The organism is Erwinia rhapontici (genome assembly GCF_012271765.1).
GTDB lineage: Bacteria > Pseudomonadota > Gammaproteobacteria > Enterobacterales > Enterobacteriaceae > Erwinia > Erwinia rhapontici.
The window spans coordinates 22,924-41,780 of the sequence record NZ_VRKO01000004.1; the positions used below are offsets into that span (position 1 = coordinate 22,924).

Annotated in this window: 21 protein-coding genes and 1 pseudogene; 12 read left to right on the forward strand and 10 right to left on the reverse strand. The window is 55.7% G+C overall.

The window, feature by feature from the left end; genetic code table 11:
• Positions 1 to 47: 47 nt before the first annotated feature.
• From FVB43_RS02105 to pqqF, 8 genes are all read left to right on the forward strand, one after another.
• Positions 48 to 266 carry an ogr/Delta-like zinc finger family protein gene (locus tag FVB43_RS02105; RefSeq protein ID WP_133842455.1) on the forward strand — a complete coding sequence of 73 codons (219 nt, stop codon included), beginning with the start codon at positions 48 to 50 and terminating at the stop codon, positions 264 to 266.
• 99 nt (positions 267 to 365) lie between these two features.
• Entirely contained in the window at positions 366 to 1,400 is a 1,035-nt protein-coding gene (locus tag FVB43_RS02110; protein ID WP_167863326.1) for a dipeptidase, read from the forward strand.
• Positions 1,401 to 1,580: 180 nt separating this feature from the next.
• A complete protein-coding gene (pqqA, locus tag FVB43_RS02115) occupies positions 1,581 to 1,652 on the forward strand; it encodes a pyrroloquinoline quinone precursor peptide PqqA (protein ID WP_072166356.1) in 72 nt (23 codons plus the stop codon).
• A 233-nt stretch (positions 1,653 to 1,885) separates the two neighbouring features.
• The gene (gene pqqB, locus FVB43_RS02120) at positions 1,886 to 2,797 is read left to right on the forward strand and encodes a pyrroloquinoline quinone biosynthesis protein PqqB (protein WP_133842453.1); all 912 of its coding nucleotides are present in this window, start codon (positions 1,886 to 1,888) and stop codon (positions 2,795 to 2,797) included.
• Positions 2,794 to 3,549, forward strand: coding sequence for a pyrroloquinoline-quinone synthase PqqC (gene pqqC / locus FVB43_RS02125; RefSeq protein WP_133842452.1), 756 nt, complete (start codon positions 2,794 to 2,796; stop codon positions 3,547 to 3,549). The genes pqqB and pqqC overlap by 4 nt, the downstream gene beginning before the upstream one ends.
• 11 nt (positions 3,550 to 3,560) lie before the next feature.
• The gene (gene pqqD, locus FVB43_RS02130) at positions 3,561 to 3,827 is read left to right on the forward strand and encodes a pyrroloquinoline quinone biosynthesis peptide chaperone PqqD (RefSeq protein WP_167863375.1); all 267 of its coding nucleotides are present in this window, start codon (positions 3,561 to 3,563) and stop codon (positions 3,825 to 3,827) included.
• Positions 3,814 to 4,962 carry a pyrroloquinoline quinone biosynthesis protein PqqE gene (gene pqqE, locus FVB43_RS02135; protein WP_197931250.1) on the forward strand — a complete coding sequence of 383 codons (1,149 nt, stop codon included), beginning with the start codon at positions 3,814 to 3,816 and terminating at the stop codon, positions 4,960 to 4,962. Before pqqD ends, pqqE begins: the two co-directional genes overlap by 14 nt.
• A gap of 3 nt (positions 4,963 to 4,965) precedes the next feature.
• Positions 4,966 to 7,344, forward strand: coding sequence for a pyrroloquinoline quinone biosynthesis protein PqqF (pqqF, locus tag FVB43_RS02140; protein ID WP_167863328.1), 2,379 nt, complete (start codon positions 4,966 to 4,968; stop codon positions 7,342 to 7,344).
• 3 nt (positions 7,345 to 7,347) lie between these two features.
• Here pqqF and FVB43_RS02145 read toward each other — a convergent pair whose 3' ends face one another.
• Entirely contained in the window at positions 7,348 to 7,932 is a 585-nt protein-coding gene (locus FVB43_RS02145) for a TetR/AcrR family transcriptional regulator (RefSeq protein ID WP_167863329.1), read from the reverse strand.
• 84 nt (positions 7,933 to 8,016) lie between these two features.
• On the reverse strand, positions 8,017 to 9,057 hold the full coding sequence (locus tag FVB43_RS02150; RefSeq protein ID WP_133842443.1) for an aldo/keto reductase: 1,041 nt from the start codon (positions 9,055 to 9,057) through the stop codon (positions 8,017 to 8,019).
• Between the two features lie 179 nt (positions 9,058 to 9,236).
• Between FVB43_RS02150 and FVB43_RS02155 the strand changes: the two genes are divergently transcribed.
• Positions 9,237 to 10,238, forward strand: a complete 1,002-nt coding sequence (locus FVB43_RS02155) for an NADP-dependent oxidoreductase (RefSeq protein WP_167863330.1) — start codon at positions 9,237 to 9,239, stop codon at positions 10,236 to 10,238.
• 44 nt (positions 10,239 to 10,282) lie between these two features.
• Here the strand turns inward: FVB43_RS02155 and yjjJ are convergent, their stop codons facing one another.
• On the reverse strand, positions 10,283 to 11,587 hold the full coding sequence (yjjJ, locus tag FVB43_RS02160; protein ID WP_133842441.1) for a type II toxin-antitoxin system HipA family toxin YjjJ: 1,305 nt from the start codon (positions 11,585 to 11,587) through the stop codon (positions 10,283 to 10,285).
• Between the two features lie 276 nt (positions 11,588 to 11,863).
• Here yjjJ and FVB43_RS02165 point away from each other — a divergent pair, with 276 nt between their 5' ends.
• From FVB43_RS02165 to FVB43_RS24820, 3 genes and pseudogenes are all read left to right on the forward strand, one after another.
• Positions 11,864 to 12,862 carry an aldo/keto reductase gene (locus FVB43_RS02165; protein ID WP_133842440.1) on the forward strand — a complete coding sequence of 333 codons (999 nt, stop codon included), beginning with the start codon at positions 11,864 to 11,866 and terminating at the stop codon, positions 12,860 to 12,862.
• Between the two features lie 178 nt (positions 12,863 to 13,040).
• On the forward strand, positions 13,041 to 13,169 hold the full coding sequence (locus FVB43_RS24815) for a hypothetical protein (RefSeq protein ID WP_422718012.1): 129 nt from the start codon (positions 13,041 to 13,043) through the stop codon (positions 13,167 to 13,169).
• Positions 13,170 to 13,200: 31 nt separating this feature from the next.
• A pseudogene (locus FVB43_RS24820) lies at positions 13,201 to 13,350 on the forward strand (transposase); the annotation flags it as partial.
• Between the two features lie 189 nt (positions 13,351 to 13,539).
• Here the strand turns inward: FVB43_RS24820 and FVB43_RS02180 are convergent.
• Genes FVB43_RS02180 through FVB43_RS02210 form a run of 7 tightly spaced genes read right to left on the reverse strand, consistent with a single transcriptional unit; the run spans position 13,540 to position 18,852 of the window.
• Positions 13,540 to 14,724, reverse strand: a complete 1,185-nt coding sequence (locus FVB43_RS02180; RefSeq protein ID WP_159336844.1) for an acetyl-CoA C-acetyltransferase — start codon at positions 14,722 to 14,724, stop codon at positions 13,540 to 13,542.
• A complete protein-coding gene (locus FVB43_RS02185) occupies positions 14,721 to 15,134 on the reverse strand; it encodes a carboxymuconolactone decarboxylase family protein (protein WP_133842438.1) in 414 nt (137 codons plus the stop codon). Before FVB43_RS02185 ends, FVB43_RS02180 begins: the two co-directional genes overlap by 4 nt.
• Positions 15,127 to 16,341 (reverse strand): MFS transporter, encoded by a 1,215-nt coding sequence (locus FVB43_RS02190; RefSeq protein ID WP_167863331.1) that lies wholly within the window; start codon positions 16,339 to 16,341, stop codon positions 15,127 to 15,129. The genes FVB43_RS02185 and FVB43_RS02190 overlap by 8 nt, the downstream gene beginning before the upstream one ends.
• A gap of 22 nt (positions 16,342 to 16,363) precedes the next feature.
• The gene (locus tag FVB43_RS02195; protein ID WP_167863332.1) at positions 16,364 to 17,014 is read right to left on the reverse strand and encodes an HAD family hydrolase; all 651 of its coding nucleotides are present in this window, start codon (positions 17,012 to 17,014) and stop codon (positions 16,364 to 16,366) included.
• A gap of 3 nt (positions 17,015 to 17,017) precedes the next feature.
• Entirely contained in the window at positions 17,018 to 17,242 is a 225-nt protein-coding gene (locus FVB43_RS02200) for a tautomerase family protein (RefSeq protein ID WP_133842435.1), read from the reverse strand.
• A gap of 7 nt (positions 17,243 to 17,249) precedes the next feature.
• Positions 17,250 to 18,083: a hypothetical protein gene (locus FVB43_RS02205; RefSeq protein WP_159336846.1), complete on the reverse strand. Its 834-nt coding sequence runs from the start codon at positions 18,081 to 18,083 to the stop codon at positions 17,250 to 17,252.
• Positions 18,076 to 18,852: an AfsA-related hotdog domain-containing protein gene (locus tag FVB43_RS02210; protein ID WP_167863333.1), complete on the reverse strand. Its 777-nt coding sequence runs from the start codon at positions 18,850 to 18,852 to the stop codon at positions 18,076 to 18,078. Before FVB43_RS02210 ends, FVB43_RS02205 begins: the two co-directional genes overlap by 8 nt.
• Between the last annotated feature and the right edge of the window lie 5 nt (positions 18,853 to 18,857).

Consider the following 18,857-nt stretch of genomic DNA (forward strand, 5'->3'; position numbering starts at 1 on the left):
TTTATTCACAATGTGTGAGTTTAACTGATGACCATTGGAGGTCAACCATGATGCCATGCCCGATTTGCCAACATAACAGCCATGCCCGTTCCAGCCGTATTCTCAGCAGCGAAACCAAGGAGCGTTATCATCAGTGCCAGAACCTGAACTGTAGTTGCACCTTCAAGTCGATGGAGAGTATTACCGGGATTGTTGCCCGCCCGCTGGAGGCTACGCCGCCGCCTGTGGCGCCGGTGAAAACCCGCACCAGCCGTCTTGGAAGTTAACCGCCAGCGGCGGGTTCGCGCCCGCCCTGGTTTTGCATTCCCCTGTTCCGCCTAATCTGCGCTATCATCATCTGTCTTCCTGACATCGCTGGCGCCCCCATGACACACACTTCTCCGACTCCCATCTTTGACGGCCATAACGATCTACTGCTGCACCTGTGGCTGCATCATCCTGAAAACCCGGCTGCGGCGTTTCTGCATCAGCGTCTGAGCGGGCATCTCGACCTGGCGCGGATGCGTGAGGGCGGTTTTGCGGGTGGGCTGTTTGCCGTCTTTGTGCCACCCGCTGACTACGTGGCGAAATTTCCCACGCGCCAGGCGGAGGTGCATGATCCGCTGGCGATCACCGAACAGCAGATGGCGATTTTGCAGCAGCTGGAAGCACAGTCGGCAGGCCAGGCAAAAATCTGCCGCAGCGTCAGCGAGATTGAACACTGTATCGCCAGCGGCGTGCTGGCGATGGTGATGCATATTGAAGGGGCGGAAGCGCTGGATGATGACTTAAGCCAGTTGGATCGCTGGCAGCAGGCCGGATTGCGCAGCATCGGGCCGTTCTGGAATCTGCCTAACCGTTTTGGCGTGGGCATTAACGGCAGCTTCCCTGGCTCGCCGGATACCGGAGCAGGGCTGACTGACGCCGGAGAGCGGTTGATCCGGGCCTGCAACCAGCGTGGGCTGATGATCGATCTGTCGCATATGAACGAAAAAGCCTTCTGGCAAACGGCGCGGCTGAGTACAGCACCGCTGGTCGCCAGCCATTCTAACGTGCACGCCTTATGCCCTCAGCCACGTAATCTGACGGATGCTCAGATGGGCGCGATTGCCGACAGCGACGGACTGGTCGGGCTGAATTTCGGTACCTCTTTTCTGCGCAGCGATGGCAAACGTGACGGCGATATGCCGCTCAGCGTCATGGTGCAGCATCTGGATTACCTGCTGGAGAAACTGGGGGAAGATCGTGTTGCCTTCGGTTCTGATTTCGACGGCATAAACCTGGCCGATGATCTGGGTGACGTTACCGGGCTGCCCCGTCTGCTGGCCGCACTGCGTCAGTCGGGCTATGACGATGCGCTGCTGAACAAGCTGTGTCGCGCTAACTGGCTGCGGGTCTTGCGAAAAACCTGGAAAGAATAACGCCTGATTTTTGAACCAAATAGTTCAAAACAGCATAAACCGTGCAGATTTTAGGGTTGATATCGATTTATCATAGGCGCAACATCTGTGCCGCCAAATTCCTGTAATTTGACAACATGCCGATTACTCTACGAAACTGGAGTATATCGCCTGTTTTTTAAACACCTTGAGGATATTACTATGTGGACTAAACCGACCTTTATCGATATGCGTCTGGGCTTAGAAGTTACCTTATACATCTCAAACCGCTAATTAGCCGTCATACTTCAAGCTGCAACTGCGTTGGCTGCGTGTGCTCACCCCGGTCACTTACCTGAGTAAGCTCCCGAGGATTCTCACACTTGCCGCCTTGCTGCAACTCGAATTATTTAGGCTAATGCCTGGTCATCATACTTTGAGCTGCAACTGTAACTCGAACGATTCAGGCAAGTAATGTGGATGCCTGCGCTGTAGCAGGCATTTTTATTCCTTCTCCCGGTTTACCCATGAAAATCAAAGTCCTCGGCTCTGCGGCAGGCGGCGGTTTCCCGCAGTGGAACTGTCATTGTCCCAACTGCCAGGGTGTCCGTGACGGTAGCGTTCCGGCCACCGCACGTACCCAATCCTCGATTGCGGTCAGTGATAACGGCACCGACTGGGTGCTGTGTAATGCCTCGCCTGATATCTGCCACCAGATTGCGGCCAACCCTGAGCTGCATAAACAGGGCGTATTGCGCGGTACGGCGATCGGCTCGATTATCCTTACCGACAGCCAGATCGATCACTGCACCGGCTTGCTGAACCTGCGTGAAGGCTGCCCGCATTCCGTGTGGTGTACCCCGGAAGTGCATGCGGATCTGACCAGTGGCTTTCCGATCTTTACCATGCTGAAGCACTGGAACGGTGGATTAGTGCATCACGCCATCCAGCCCGCGGAACCCTTTTCCGTGGCCGTCTGCCCGGCACTGCGTTTTACCGCGATTCCGATCCTCAGCAATGCGCCGCCGTATTCGCCGTATCGCGGACGACCGCTGCCCGGCCACAATATTGCGCTGATGATTGAAAACACCACCACTGGCAGCAAACTGCTGTATGCGCCAGGCCTGGGTGAACCGGATGCTGCGCTGCTGGCGTTGATGGCGCAGGCCGACTGCCTGCTGATCGACGGCACGCTGTGGCAGGACAACGAGCTGGCCACCACCGGCGTCGGGCGTAATACCGGCCGTGATATGGGCCATCTGGCGCTGGGCGAAGAGCAGGGGCTGATGGCGGTACTCAGCGAGCTGCCTGCGCAGCGTAAAATCCTGATCCATATTAACAACACCAACCCGATCCTTGATGAGTCCTCCGCTGAGCGCCAGGCGCTGACCCGGCGTGGCATTGAGGTCAGTTATGACGGCATGAGTATTGAACTATGACCAATCCGACGTTGATGACCCCGCAACAGTTTGAACAGGCGCTGCGCGATCGCGGTGCTTATTACCATATCCACCACCCGTTCCATATCGCCATGCATAACGGCGAAGCAACGCGTGAGCAGATCCAGGGCTGGGTAGCGAACCGCTTTTACTACCAGACCAGCATTCCGCTGAAAGATGCGGCGATTATGGCGAACTGCCCGGACCCGCTGACCCGACGTAAATGGGTGCAGCGCATCCTCGATCATGATGGTCAGGGTGACAGCGATGGCGGCATCGAAGCCTGGCTGCGTCTCGGTGAGGCGGTCGGTCTTGATCGCGATGTACTGCTGTCTGAGCAGATGGTGTTGCCGGGCGTGCGCTTTGCCGTGGATGCCTACGTCAGCTTTGCCCGCCGTGCAGTGTGGCAGGAAGCCGCCTGTAGCTCACTGACCGAACTCTTTGCCCCACAGATCCACCAGTCGCGCCTGGACAGCTGGCCGCAGCACTACACCTGGATTGAAGAAGAGGGTTACGGTTATTTCCGTGGTCGTCTCAGCCAGGCGCGTCGCGACGTGGAGCATGGTCTGCAACTGGCGCTGGAATACTGCGACACGGTGGAAAAACAGCAACGTATGCTGGAAATCCTGCAGTTCAAACTCGATATTCTGTGGAGCATGCTGGACGCCATGACCATGGCTTACGCCCTTAACCGCCCGCCATACCACACGGTGACGGATCAGCCGGTCTGGCATAAAGGAAAACTGCTGTGATCAATGAACAAATGACCCCAATGTTCCGCCGTGGTTACCGCTTACAGTGGGAAGAAGTGCAGGGCTGCCATGTGATCCTCTACCCGGAAGGCATGGCAAAACTGAACGACAGCGCCACGATGATCCTCGAGCTGGTGGATGGGCAACGTACGCTGTCAGAGATTATCCTGGCGCTGAACACGCGTTTCCCGGAAGCGGGCGGCGTGGATGATGATGTGAAAGATTTTTTCGCCGCCGCGCGTGAACAGAAGTGGATTATTTTCCGTGAACCCGCTTAATCCTGCCGTAAAACCGCCGCTGTGGCTGCTGGCCGAGCTGACCTATCGCTGCCCGTTGCAGTGCCCGTACTGCTCTAACCCGCTGGACTTTGCGCAGCAGGAAAAAGAGCTGAGTACCGCGCAGTGGATCGAGGTATTTAAACAGGCACGGGCGATGGGCGCAGTGCAGATCGGCTTCTCCGGCGGGGAACCGCTGGTGCGTAAAGATCTGCCCGAGTTGATCAAAGCCGCCCGCGATCTGGGTTTTTACACCAACCTGATCACCTCCGGGATTGGCCTGACGCAGAAGAAGATCGATGCCTTTGCCGAAGCCGGGCTGGATCATATTCAGATCAGCTTCCAGGCCAGCGATGAAGTGCTGAATGCGGCGCTGGCCGGATCGAAGAAAGCCTTCCAGCAGAAGCTGGAGATGGCGCGTGCGGTGAAAGCGCACGGCTATCCGATGGTGCTGAACTTTGTGCTGCATCGCCACAATATTGACCAGATCGACCGGATTATCGAACTCTGCATCGAGCTGGAAGCGGATGACGTAGAACTGGCAACTTGTCAGTTCTACGGCTGGGCGCAGCTCAACCGTGAAGGGCTGCTGCCCACGCGTGACCAGATTGAGCGGGCGGAAGCCGTGGTGCACCGCTATCGCGAGAAAATGGCTGCCAGCGATAACCTCGCGAACCTGCTGTTCGTCACGCCTGATTATTACGAAGAACGTCCAAAAGGCTGCATGGGGGGCTGGGGAGCGATCTTCCTCAGTGTGACGCCAGAAGGCATGGCGTTGCCGTGCCACAGTGCGCGTCAGCTGCCGGTTCAGTTCCCGTCGGTGCTGGAGCAGAGCCTTGAGGATATCTGGTTTAACTCGTTTGGTTTTAACCGCTATCGCGGCTTTGACTGGATGCCGGAACCCTGCCGCTCCTGCTCGGAAAAAGAGAAGGACTTTGGTGGATGCCGCTGCCAGGCGTTTATGTTGACGGGCGATGCGGATAATGCCGACCCGGTGTGCAGCAAATCAGAGCATCACCATATGATCCTGGAAGCGCGTGAACAGGCCAACTGCACCAATATTCAGGTCAGCCAGCTGCAGTTCCGCAACCGCGCTAACTCTGAGCGGGTGAATGCTCAGCTGATCTTCAAGGTCTGACGCATGCAGCATCAACAGCGGCGCTTGCACAACGGTTTACGGGTTGAGTTGATCTCAGACCCGCAGGCCACGCGTGCCGCCGCGTTGATGCAGGTGGATGTGGGAAGCCATCATGAGCCGGATGCCTGGCCGGGGCTGGCGCATCTGCTTGAGCACCTGCTGTTTGCCGGCAGCCCGGCTTTTCAGGATGACCAGCGTCTGATGGCCTGGCTGCCTGCCCGGGGAGGGCGGCTGAACGCCACCACCCTCGGCAGCAGCACCGCGTACTTTTTCGAGTGCGCCCCCGAACAACTGGCCGATGCACTGCCCCGCCTGACGGATATGCTGGCGGCGCCGCTGCTGTCTGCCAGCGCGATCCGCCAGGAAGTCGCGACCATTGATGCCGAATGCCGCCTGCTCGCCGACCATCAGGACACCTTGTGTGATGCGGCGCTGAGTGTCGCCTTTGCTGCCCATCCGTGGCAACGCTTCCAGACCGGCAATGCAGCGGGCTTTGGCGACGATCACACGGCGCTGCGTGCGGCGCTGCAACAGTTCCATCAGCGGTATTACCATGCGGATACGGTGACGCTGTGGCTGCAGGGGCCGCAGCCGATCGAGGCGCTGTGGCGGCTGGCCCAGCAGGCCGCAGAAGCCTTCCCGGCGGGCGCGGTGCTCCCCCCCGCGCTGCCTGCATTAGCGCCTGCTGCTGAGTGTGATATCGCCCTGCAACTGAACGGTGCACCGCGGCTGCGCCTCTCTTTCCTGCTGGATCAGCGGATCGACGGCGGCCTGGCGTTGCTGCGCCAGCTGCTGCTGGATGAGGCGCCGGGCAGCCTGATGGCCTCGCTGCGCGAGCAGGAACTGTGCGACGGTGCCCGCCTGCTGCTGCCGTACCGCAGCGCGCAGCAGACGGTGATCTCCCTTGAACTGGTACTGGTGGATGCCGGGGATGCCGATCGGGCTGAAGCGCGGGTGCATCACTGGCTGGCACAGCTGGCACGGCTCACCCCGACGCAACGCGATCATTATGCGCAGTTGTCCAGCCGCCACTTCGCGCAGTTACCCGTGATGGATCAGTTGCGTGAAAGTGCCTTTGGTTTTGCTCCGGCCGGGGACGACGAGGGCGCAATACTGTTCGCACTGCTGTCTGCCGCGCCATTATCACGGCTGTGGATTGCTGACAGCCCCCCGTTGGATCAGCTCGACGTGCAGGGCTGGACGCTGGCCTGCCAGCCGGGCGTGCGGGCACCGGTTCAGCCTGATACATCAGGTGAGGCGTTCGTGTTCTTCCCACAACCCCTGCCGCCTGCCATCCCCACGTTGCCTGCGCGTCAGGCAACGCTGGCCCATCATCGCCGCGATGAATCGCCCGCTGTGTTGCTGCTCAGCCCCGAAAGCAACCTGCCATCGCCCTGGGGGCAGATCGTGCAGGCCCGTCTGCGTGCGCTGGCGGCGAGCTGCGCCCATCGCGGGGGCGAACTGGCGATCGGTTGCCCGCAGGGACACTGGCTGATCCAGTTACAGGGGGAGGCGGCGCTGATGGTCAGTACGCTGGCATCGCTAAATGCGCTACTGGCGGATATCCCGCCAGGGGTGATCGCACGCGGTGAGCGTGAGTCTCTGCGCCAGCGTCAGGCGCTGCACGATGATATTGCCGTGCGGGCATTACTCGGTGCACTGCCGGAAACGTTGCAGCCGTTGCACAATCCCGCTGGCGGCCAGACGCCGCTCAACCTCCCCTGGCGGGCGCTGCTGGAGGGCGGCGACCGCGAGCTGCATCAACAGCTGGCCTGCCTGCTGAGTGCCTTTCCGGCGCTGATCAATCCTGCGGTGAGTGCGCTGCCGCAACCCTTGCCCCCTCAGTCCGAATACCGGGTGGCGACCCGCAGCCCGGAGGCCGCACTGCTGCGCTTCTGCCCGCTGGTGGAGGAGAGTACCGCGTGCCTGGCCGCCTGGCAGTTGTTAGCAATGATTTATCAGCCGCTGTTTTTCCAGCGCCTGCGTGTGGAACAGAACATTGGCTATGTGGTGAGCTGTCGTTTTTATCAGGCGGCGGGGCGATCGGGTATCCTGTTTGCGCTGCAATCCCCGCATCTCACGACGGCGGAGCTGGCGGCACGCATAGACCACTTCTTAGTGCAGATGAATACCGGGCTGGCGGCGCTCAGCCCGGAGGCGCTGTGGGAAACATGCCAGATAGTGCTGAAGGAACAGCAGCAGGTGCCAACCGGGGCGCTGGAGGCCAGTCGCGATCGCTGGCTGCGGGCGCAGCAGATGATTCCTCAGCCCAATATCACCGACTTGCAGGCGCTGACGCCTGACAGCGTGCTGGCGTTCCATCAGAGCCTGCTGGCCGACGGGCGGCACGCCTTCTATCTGGTTAACCATTCCCTTTTCTGATCGCTATTTCTTCTCTGCCAGCAGCGCTGCTTTTGCGGCCGTCAGGAATTCATCTGACAGGTTATCCCCGGAGGTGGCACGTGCCAGCGTCAGTGCGCCGATAAGCAGGGAAAACTGCACCAGAGCATGCTGACGACGCTGTGCTTCATCATCGATATTCGCAACCGACTCCAGCATTCCCAGCATGCCTTTCACGCCGTCGAGATACACTTCACGTACCGGTTTATCCGCGCTTTCCCTGGCGATATCGCTGGCTAACGCCGTAATGGCACAGCCATCCTGTACGCCATCCCGATGAGCGGGAGAAAGATAATGTTCGGCCAGTGTGCGCAACGTGTGATGATTCGGCTGCTGATTGATCGCCTGCCAGCGCGCCGCAGAGTCGTCAAAGGCCTTGCGGCTGGCGATGGCGGCCAGCTCATCTTTTGACTCAAAGTGCCCGTAAAAACCGCCGTGCGTTAACCCGGCGGCGGCCATCAAATCATTGACGCTGACGCCGTTTAATCCCCGCTCACGGAAGAGCTGCGAAGAGACCTTGATAATCTCCTCGCGGTTACGCTCCATCTGCTGTTTAGATACACGGGCCATCGTCTGCTCCTGTTGTTTGAGGGCATCATCTTAGGGGATGTGTCTCGCACCATCAATAGATGATGCCCTTCATCAATAACTCACTCAGGCCCGCGGCCAGGCTTTGACAAACTCACCGCCGCCTTGTGCTCTCGGCAGGGTGCTGGCAATCTGATCGTGTGGCGTGCCTGCTGAAATGGCGCTGACGGCATCCAGTCGGGCAATCTGAGCGTTATCTAACCTCACTTCCAGCGCCTGTAATGTGTCGTTTAACTGCGCCAGATTACGGGAACCGAGGATGGGGATCAGGCTGGTACTGGAACGCGCGGCTTTGTCTTGCAGCCACGCGATGGCCACTTGAAGTGGCAGGACATTCAGCTCCCCGGCGACGGCAAAAACGGTATCCAGCAGCGTGGTGTCCTGTTCGGTATGCACCAGCCGCCCGCCGAATCCGGTGAGGCGTCCTTCGTTACTTTGACGGTATTTTCCTGTGAGCAGACCGCCGCCAAGGGGTGACCAGAGTGTCGCTGCCAGCCCAAGTGCTTCAGCCATTGGCAGCAGCTCTCGCTCGGCGGTGCGCTGCACCAGGCTGTATTCCACCTGAATGCCGGCAATGCGCGACCAGCCGCGCAGTTCAGCGATTGTGTCTGCCCGGGCAATGCGCCAGGCGGGGAAATTGGACAATCCGGCGTACTGGATCTTACCTGCGCGCACCAGATCGTCGAACGCACGCACGATCTCCTCGAGTGGGGTGAGCTGGTCGTCAAAATGTGCCCACAGCAGATCAATACGATCTGTTTTCAGTCGCTTAAGGCTGTTTTCGACCGACTGGATCATATTTTTACGACTGTTGCCGGTACGCGAGATGCCCGGCTCTGGTGAGGCGCTTAAGCTGTATTTTGTGGCGACAACGAAGCGGTCGCGCTCTGCGGCGATAAACTCCCCGACTATCTCCTCAGACTGCCCAAACTGGTAAGCGTCTGCGGTATCAATAAAGTTTCCACCGGCTTCGACGTAGCGGTCAAAGACCTGTTTTGCTTCTTCTCTTTCTGAACCGTAACCCCAGCCAGTGCCGAAGTTTCCGGTGCCCAGTGCCAGTGCAGAAACGCGTAAACCGCTGTTACGACCAAACGTGGTGTAGTTCATGCTATTGCCCTCGTGGGTTTTAAATGTTGTTTGACATTTATTATATATGTCATACATCATCTAAAAACACAATGATGATAACCATCATCTATAAAACCCACAAAAGAGAGCAAACGATGAACACGATCTCCGTCGTTCTGATCACGGTTGCCCCATTCGACATCGAGGTCTGAACAGTGATGAAAGCCTTTATTATTGAGGGTTACAGCAGCAAAAACGGCGGGCGCATCGCTGATAGACCTGAACCCGAACTGCGGGCGGATGACGTGCTGATCCGGGTGCAGGCAACCAGTGTGAATCTGCTGGATGCCAAAATTCGCAAAGGCGAGTTCAGGCTGATCCTGCCGTATAAACTGCCATTGATTTTGGGTAACGACGTGGCGGGCGTGGTGGTGAGTGTCGGGCCTGAGGTGACCCGATTTCGTTCTGGCGACCCGGTTTATGCGCGGCCTGCCCAGCAGCGAATTGGTACCTTTGCGCAGTATATTGCGGTTAACGAGCACGATCTGGCGTTAATACCTGGCAATCTCAGCATGGAAGAAGCGGCCTCCCTCCCGCTGGTCAGCCTGACGGCCTGGCAGGTGCTGGTGGAGACCGCAAAACTGAAAAAAGGGCAGAAGGTGTTGATTCATGCCGGTTCCGGCGGCGTGGGCACCATTGCCATCCAGCTTGCCAAACATCTTGGCGCTTTCGTTGCCACCACCACCAGCACAGCCAATGTGGCATGGGTGAAAGCGCTGGGGGCTGATGTGGTTATCGACTATAAAACGCAGGATTTTGCCACCCTTCTGCATGACTACGATGTTGTGCTGAACAGCCTGGGCGGTGATGTGCTGGCAAAATCGCTGCAGGTGCTGAAACCTGGCGGCCAGCTGATTTCCATCTCCGGCCCGCCAACCCCGGCATTTGCCACGGAACAGGGGCTCTCCTGGGGGCTGAAGCAGGTGATGCGCCTGCTGAGTTTCCGCATCCGGAAGCAGGCTAAACGGCGCGGCATCCGCTATTCGTTTGTCTTTATGCGCGCCAGCGGGGCGCAACTCAGTGAGATTAGCGCACTGGTGGAGGCCGGGGTGATTAAGCCAGTGGTGGACCGGGTATTTCCCTTCGCCGGGATCAAAGAGGCGCTGGCCTATGTTGAGACCGGGCGAGCGAAAGGGAAGGTGGTGGTGCGGGTGGAGTAGGTTGATCGGAAAAATGAACCGCCCAATAACGTTGAACCCGCCTCTTATCCCAGGCGGGCGATACGCGATCTGGCCTCGTCAAGGTGGCGGCGTAAGGCCTCAAGGCAGGGGGTGAAACTGGCGGAAAAGCGATCGCAGCTGCTGGCTATAGCAAAGAAGTTCTCCGCCAGACCCAGTGCTTCCCGCCAGACATCCCCACTAATCACTTCCGATAGTGACGCGGGTCGAAGCTCGTTCACGATTGCGCCACTCGCTTTGGGTGCGAACCCCATAGGCAGAACGTCATAGGCTGGTGCGAGGTGATATGGGCGACCATGGTGACTGATGAACGACAGGTTTCCGTGGTGCATATCGGTATTGCCAATCAGGACCCCGAATGCCCAAAGCCGTGCGGTGTCAACGGCGGCATCAGCATGGACATGGCCTTCCGTAATCAGGCTATTGACCAGCGCTGGCCATGAAGCCCTGGCATTACCGACAAACTCTGCATCCAGTGCCCGCAGCGAGAAGACGCCGACACGGCCCATTTGGCCAATGCGATCGAATCGGGGGATCTCGAGGAAGCGCTGTCCAGCAAAATCAAATACCTCTGTTTTAACACCCAGCACCTTTAGCGCCAGGTGTTCGGCCAGCAGGAGGTCGCGCCAGCGTTCGCTAACCGGGTTGTCATCCGGGGCCGAGAATTTCACTAACACATGGCCACGTTCTGTATAGGTGCAGAATTTCGGCTGTTCACCACCCGCAGATGATCCTGGCGCCTCACCCGCAGCCGCCGCCACGGCCAGCTCGGGGTAGGTTGTGTCGCGATCAACGGGGTGGGGTTCTGGCATCTCCAGGAAACGCTCCCGTGCCTGCTCCCCTATCAGCAGGTTGCCGATCGCATCATGACCCTGTGCGAGCAACGCCCTGACCACATCCGCGTCTGACCATTGCTCTGGGTTCGCCGCCAGGCCCAGCCCGACCGCGTGCGTCGATGCCCAGGCTCGCCCGAGATATCCTTGCGGTCGCATGTCAAACAGCCACCACGGCAGCCCGTCGCTATGGAGGCTCACATTGTCGGTTTGCACCATGACAAACCCGTCAGGGCGAACCGGAATCAGCTCGCCAAGAGGCTGAACGCGCCCTTCATCGGTGATGCGGTAAACAGGTGCAGACCTGAATCTGCGCCAGGTATCGCGCAGGGCATATTGAATAGAGGGACCCGCCCCGAATCGAACAAGATCGTCACCAAGCTGCCTCAATGCACGGGACAGTGTTGGCTGGCTAATTTTCATTTTTTCAATCAGTTGCCGTGCTTGCATTGGCCCCTGACTGAGCAACTGGCGTATCGTGTCGAAGCGATCAGGCATAATGTTGAATCACTGAGTGAATAGATAAGTGAATAGATAAATGAATAGGTATCCTATCAATTAATATGTCACTCGTCACCTCCCCGTTGGGGGAGTGGGCTGAGTACGTCAACGCCCCACGTATCGTTCTCGGACAGCGTCATACCGGTAATATATATATTGAAGCCATGCCAACTATCTAAACACTCAGTCCGATACTTTTTTTGCATAACGAAAATGACAATTCATCAATTCGAATAGAGATGAAACAATCAGATAGCTTAAAAAGGAGAACTTATGCATACCCGAAATCTATCTCAAAACCTCTCTGTCAGTTCTGTTGGCTATGGTGCCATGGGGCTGAGCGAATTTTATGGTCAGACTGACGATCAGGCCTCCCTGAAGCTCTTACATAAACTCGTTGACCTCGATATCACCTTTATTGACACCGCAAACCTGTATGGCCGTGGCCACAATGAACGTCTGATCGGCCATTTTCTTGCCGGTCTGGACAAGACGACTCGTGAGCAGTTCAAAATCGCCACCAAGTGTGGCATCGATCGCTCGCCTGATGAATCCTACGCCCGCACCATCAACAACCAGCCTGACTACATCACCCGCTGCTGTAATGAATCTCTCAAAAGACTGGGCGTTGAACGTATTGATCTTTTTTATCTGCACCGGGTCAGCCAGGCGACGCCCATCGAAGAGAGCATGGAATGCCTGAGCCGCCTTGTTAAAGAAGGCAAGATTAACCACATCGGTCTTTGTGAAGTCTCTGCGGCTACCCTGCACCGGGCACATGCCGTACACCCGCTGGCAGCCCTGCAGACCGAATATTCACTCTGGACGCGCGATATTGAACAGGAAATCCTGCCAGCTGTGAAAGCGTTGGGCATTGGTCTGGTTCCCTACTCTCCTCTGGGCAGAGGTTTCCTGACCGGTAAGTATCGTAATAATAGTGATTTTGCAGAAGGTGACTTCCGCAAAAACAATGAGCGGTTCATCCAGTCGAGTCTTGATCACAATGCTCAGTTGCTTGATGTTATGGGCCCGCTCGCGAAAAAATATGGCTGCACTACGGGTCAGATTGCGCTGGCCTGGTTGCTTGCACAGTATGACAAGCTGGTGCCTATCCCAGGAACCAAGCACATCAGTTACCTGACCGAGAATGCGCAGGCGGCCAATATTGTTCTGGAAGCAACCGATATCACCCTGCTGAACAACATTCATCAGCGCGTTGAGATCAAAGGCGGCCGCTACTCTGAGGAGGGCATGAAAGGCGTTAACGCCTGAGTACTGAGCTCATAAAAAACCGGGCAATGCCCTAATGCCGATCCGGTGGCTGGTATAAAAAGGGTTCATGTTCATCATGGACCCTTTTTAAATGGAACTTTCATAAGCCCTCGGCATTATCAATGCCACCTTCCCAGAGTACGCCCGTAGCCTCTCAGACCTCATTCCTGCTGAATTCATTCAGAAAGCGTTAACGTTGACTGACACTGTCACGCTCCGCAAACACAAACTTCCTCTTGAATCCATGGATGGTGTTGTCTGGCGCACGGCAGACACGCCGGAAAACAGCGCTGCCTTCAGCCGCTGAAAACACACACACACAATATCAAGTCGTGCGTACAGACCAGAATCGCTATCCGGGCAATAATATCAGTGACTTATATCGACACAGATGGAAAATCGAACGGGGTTATCGGGAAGTGAAACAGGGAATGTTGGACAGTCGCTGGACGTTACGCAGCAAGTTGCCAGAACTGGTGCGGCAGGAGTGGCGAGCTAACAACGTTGTATGAGAAAGAAAATGGCGGGTATTACCGGGGGAGAAGAGAGCGAAGTTACCCTCGGAAACGAAGAGTAAATGCACAGAAATATTCGGCGAGAAAAACGGCTGATCACCTTAAGTGACCAGCATTAGGGCATTGCCCGGTTTTTTTATTTCTGGATATGACGGCTGACTGTTAGCTTTTCTGCCGGTAAACGCTCAGCGCGACACCTTCGCCACCGCCAACACACAGTGCAGCCATACCGCGTTGGCTGTTGGTTCGTATCAGGCCGTGTACAAGCGTGACCAGTATACGGCACCCCGACGATCCAATAGCATGACCAAGCGCGATAGCACCACCGTAAGGGTTGATGCGCTCTTGTGAAATGCCTGTCTGAGCGATAACTGCGAGAGCCTGCGCCGCAAACGCCTCATTTGATTCGAGATGTTCAATGTCTTCTGGCTTCCAGCCTGAACGGGTAAGGCAGTCTGTGATTGCCTGTATCGGAGCGGCACCCATTAGTGCCGGCTTGATACCTGAGTTGGTGAACTCTCCCAGAGAAGCCAGAACCGGCAATCCCTGTGCCTCAGCCGTACGCCGGGTGCACAGAAGAACAGCGGCGGCACCGTCGTTAAGTGAGGAGGCATTACCAGCAGTTACTGTGCCCCCCTTTCTGAATACAGGTTTGAGCTTATCGAGCTTTTCAATGCTGGTCTGACGCGGACCTTCATCAGTATCAACCCTCTGCGTTTCACCCTTTCTGTTCTGCCACTCTACAGGAACAATTTCGCGTTCAAAGAGGTGCTGCTCCTGCGCCCTGATTGCCTTCATGTGAGATAAAAGCGCGAATTCGTCCTGCATTTCACGAGTGATACCAAACTCATCCGCCACGTTTTCAGCAGTAACGCCCATGTGGGTATCATCAAAAGCATCCCACAGCCCATCAGATACCAGACTGTCTTTCATCTCGCTGTTTCCGAGACGTGTCCCGGTACGCGACGATGTCAGGATATGCGGTGCACTGGACATGCTTTCCTGACCACCAGCAATCACAAACGTTGCCTCTCCGGTGAGCAGTGCCTGCATACCCAGATGAACCGATTTCAGGCCCGAACCGCAGACTTTGTTGATGGTCATACACTGTGTTTCGACAGGCAGTCCGGCTTTCAGTGCGGACTGGCGTGCGGGGTTCTGACCGCAGCCGGCGGTCAGAACCTGTCCCATAATGACCTGTGAAATCTCACTGGCTTTGACGCCGGACTCTTCAAGAAGCGCGCGTATAACATGACTTCCCAGCGCGACGGCCGAGTGCCCGGACAGTACACCCATAAATGCACCGGTTGCCGTGCGTCTTGCAGAAACAATCACTACTTCATTCATGCACTTTTTCCTTTCAGACCGGGTAATGTATGCCCGGTTGCCGCCATTGCGGCACGATAGGCAGTCAGGCCATTCATACAAGCCGGGACGCCTGCATAAACCGCCATCTGAATTACGATTTCAAGCAACTCCTCGGGCGTGACGCCGGTATTGAGCGCCGCTCTCATATGCAGCTCCAGCTGCGGCATCGCATTACCCAGCGTGACAAGTGATGCCACTGTCAGCATTTCACGGGTCTTGAGGTCCAGCCCGGGGCGTCCCACCACTGCACCAAATGCGTAGTCGGTGATCAGGGCCGGTAATGAAGGATCAAGTTCAGCCAGTCGTCCGGTGACTTTATCGGCAAGACCGGGTTCAAGGCGGTCCATGATGTCTTTGCCATAACGGGTCAGATCGCTAGCTTCACTCATAAGATTTCTCCAGAACGTTTTGTGCAGACGCCACGCGCGTCGGGATAGCCGCCACCAGCAGTACAGAGAGCCCGATGGCCACGCCGGCTACGACGTAGAGCATCGGAACTGAAAATGCGGATACCATCCACGCACCGGCAGAGGCACCGATACCGATAGCAGTGTTGAAAAATGAAACGTAAACCGCAGAGGCAGGAAAGGTTTTATCTTCAGCCAGGCGCAGGACCCACGTCTGGAAGCCCACAAAGATTCCGGATACTGCCACGCCCCAGATAACCATAGCGGTGAAGACAGCATTGCCTGAAAGCGCTGAACCGGAAGTTCCCAGGAATACCAGTACCGCACAAATGAGCAGTACTGAAATGGATACTGTCGCCTTAAGATATTTATCAATCATCATGCCGGTCAGGAAATTGCCGGCAAGTCCCGCAATACCGTATACAAACAGCACAGCCGGAATAACAGATGTGGCCAGTGAATGCTGCGTGTGCAGCCAGGGTTCAATGTACGTAAAGGCAGCAAAGTGCGCGGTGACAGCGAGCAGCGTAGCAGAATAGATTTTCCACAGTGCAGATGATTTCAGTACGCTTTTGAGCGCCTCAAAGCCAATTGCGCTTTTGCTGGTGATCTGTGGGATCAGCACGCTGATACCGGCAAATGCCACCACGCTGAGTATCGCCATCAGCCAGAACGCCTGCCGCCAGCCGAAGTGAATGCCGATATAGTTTGAAACCGGCACGCCAAACACACTGGCTGCAGATACGCCACCAAATACGATTGAGGTAGCGGCACCAATATATCTTGTCGGCACAATGGAGACGGCCGTTGCCCCAATCATTGCCCAGAATGCACCGTGTGCCAGCGCTCCCAGCACACGTGCAGCCAGTAGTACCGTGTAAGTGCTCACCGTCGCGGCCAGTACGTTAGACAGGAAAAGGATCACGGTGAGCGTAAGCAGCAGCCGCTTCTTGGCCACATTGCCCAGAAACACTGATGCAAAAAGTGCGCTCAGTGCACCTACCCATGCATACAGTGAGACCGTCATACCCACGGCTGATTCAGACGCATGCAGGCCGTTTGCGATTGGCGTCAGCAGGCCAACAGGTGCCAGCTCTGTGGTGACGATCGTAAACGTTGAGAGAGCCAGAATAAAAAGAGCAAGCCACGACCTTAAGGTCATATCCTGCGGAGTGCTTTCTACGTTCATAATTTTTTACCTCTGGAATGATTTAAATAACGGGCCAGTGTTGGTGAATCGCATGACTGGCAAGCGATGACTTCTTTCCTACGCAAATCGGATGGCCGACGGATTCAAGCATGGGAATATCGGAGAGATCGTCTCCATAGGCATAGCAATCCGCAGGACTGATTTCTTTTCCGCGACAGAACGCAATAAGCGCCTCCCGTTTGCCACTGCCAATGGTCTGCGGCGTGCCTATTTCACCTGTCAGTGTTCCTGCCTCAGTGAGTTCCAGTGGGGCACAGAGAATCTCCGTGACACCCAGATATCGGGCAACCGGTGCAAGTACAGGACGCATCGATCCTGAAACAAAGATAGTCAGTCTGTTTTCCGCCTGATGCTGCTTAAGGGCTGCGACGGCACTGTTAATAAAGAGAGTTTTTACACACTGTGATCGGAACCATTTTTCACCCACCTCTTCCAGTTTTTTATAACTGACCCCTGAGAACTGTCGGTAATACTCTCTGTTCAGATACTCGCGACTCGTTCCTTTTTTAACGTTTTCCTTAAACTGCGTCATATAGCATTCAAGCGTGTTCATTTCATTATTTTCACGACACCAGAATGCGTAAAAATCAAACATGCTTTTAATTGTTATAAGGGTCTCGTCGACATCAAAAAATGCGGCTGATTTCTGCAAAGCTTATTCCTCGTAACTCTTTCTTCGGCTTTTTACCGGGAAATCTTTATGATCGCCGGGAATACCTGCATCAGACCAGCGTGAGGGCTGTATTTCAGAAATCACTACAGAGATTTTATCCAGCGGTGCTCCGGTGTTTTTATGCACGGCATAGGTAATGTCCTCATGCAGCCTGAGCATGTCGCCTTCGTCTTTAGCAGGCCAGGTCGTGATATGTACAAATGGCATTTTTAACTCACTTTACGGTAATTAATTCATCGAATGAGCGGCTTTTCAGTTTCAGATGTGCATGGATATCACCACCCAGCCCATACAGCCCAATTGCGCCCCCGTAGCTCTGGCGGGAACTCATATAAAGGACAACCACGTTAATTACCCGATTATCATTGCGTTCATGTGCCGGGAACGGATCGGGTAACTCCGCCCAGTAATCCGCATTGCCATCGTGGTCGGTAATAAATACGTTAGGGATACCCAGCGGTCCCGGCCGGCTTGGATTTTCAGTTGCCAGATCCTGCTCACGCAGGCTCATTACGGTATAAACACTGTCGGGAACCAGGTTGCGAAATGAGAACCTGAACAGCGCGCGCCGGCTGTCTCCTGACAGAAACACCTCAAGACTGCCTTCAGCGCGTAACCAGTCTGCCAGCGTGACAGGCGGGATCTGACGTTTACCGTCACTGCTGCGGTAATCTGCGATGTAGCCTTCATGCAAAGGCAGGCTAGGCCGGCTTTCGGTATTAGCCTGTGGCCGCTGCTCTGGCGCGAACAGCATCCCGTAATTATTCAGCGGTACCGGCAGCGGAAGGGTATGCAGGATCACGTCCTTCAGTTCTGCCTGTGACATGTCATCGATATCACGCAATATTTTGTAGGGTGCCGTTTCTCCAAAGCCCGGAAGCGGGCTGTCTGCCGCCACAATCATGCTGCGCCATGCCAGGCCGTTGTCTCCTGGCACCATACCCACCACGACAAAGTTACCATCCTGATCCATTACCTCCGCAGGGGGATAAAGCGGCCCCTGCGTGGTAGCAGTCAGACGGTATTTCTGACTGCTTATTTCAGGCATGCGCTACCTCAAAGGTCGCACCCTGATGTTCTACTATCGCTGCCTGCATAGCCGCCTCAGCCAGGGATTTCTCTTTCTCAGAAATCAGCCCTGAAGGGTATACGGTGAATGAGACGTCCATGCTGGCGCAAAGCATCTGATGCTGCGTTACGCGCACCTGGGCTTTGAAACGGCCACGGCGGTCATTAACGTCCTTCTCAAGATACTCAAAATGAACCAGCGCAGGTAAAGGAAACAGAAAACTCGAAAAGTTTATCGCCATGCTGTTAATGACGTAGTAACGCTCCGTTTCCTGCTTGTAGATAAATTCTTCAGTAATGGCGATAAACGCCTGACGGCTTGCCTCTACCAAAAGCATTCCCTGAATATGCTGACCGGTCTGATGATCGGCCATCAGCTCACAGCGCTCATCGATCAACAGCGGCATAGCAAAAAGATTACTGTTGTGCTCAGTCTGTTCTGCAGGACCTATCAGGACATTCTGCTCCAGCCGTTTATGGCAGTGTTCATTCTTTTTATCGTTAACAAGCTTTTCAAGAGAACACATTTTTAGTTTATTGCCGTGAATGGTATTTCTCGCCTGATTTGAAAGCACTTTCCCGGCAAAATCCTTACGCACACCCTGCCCGATAATAATTTCATGTTCTTTATCGATGATATTTGCAGGGATTTGCGTTAACAGCTCCAGCTGAGAAATAGTCAGGACATCTTTTCCATTTGCGAATTCATTGAATTTATCGCCGACAACAACCAGTTTCTTACAATTCATGAATC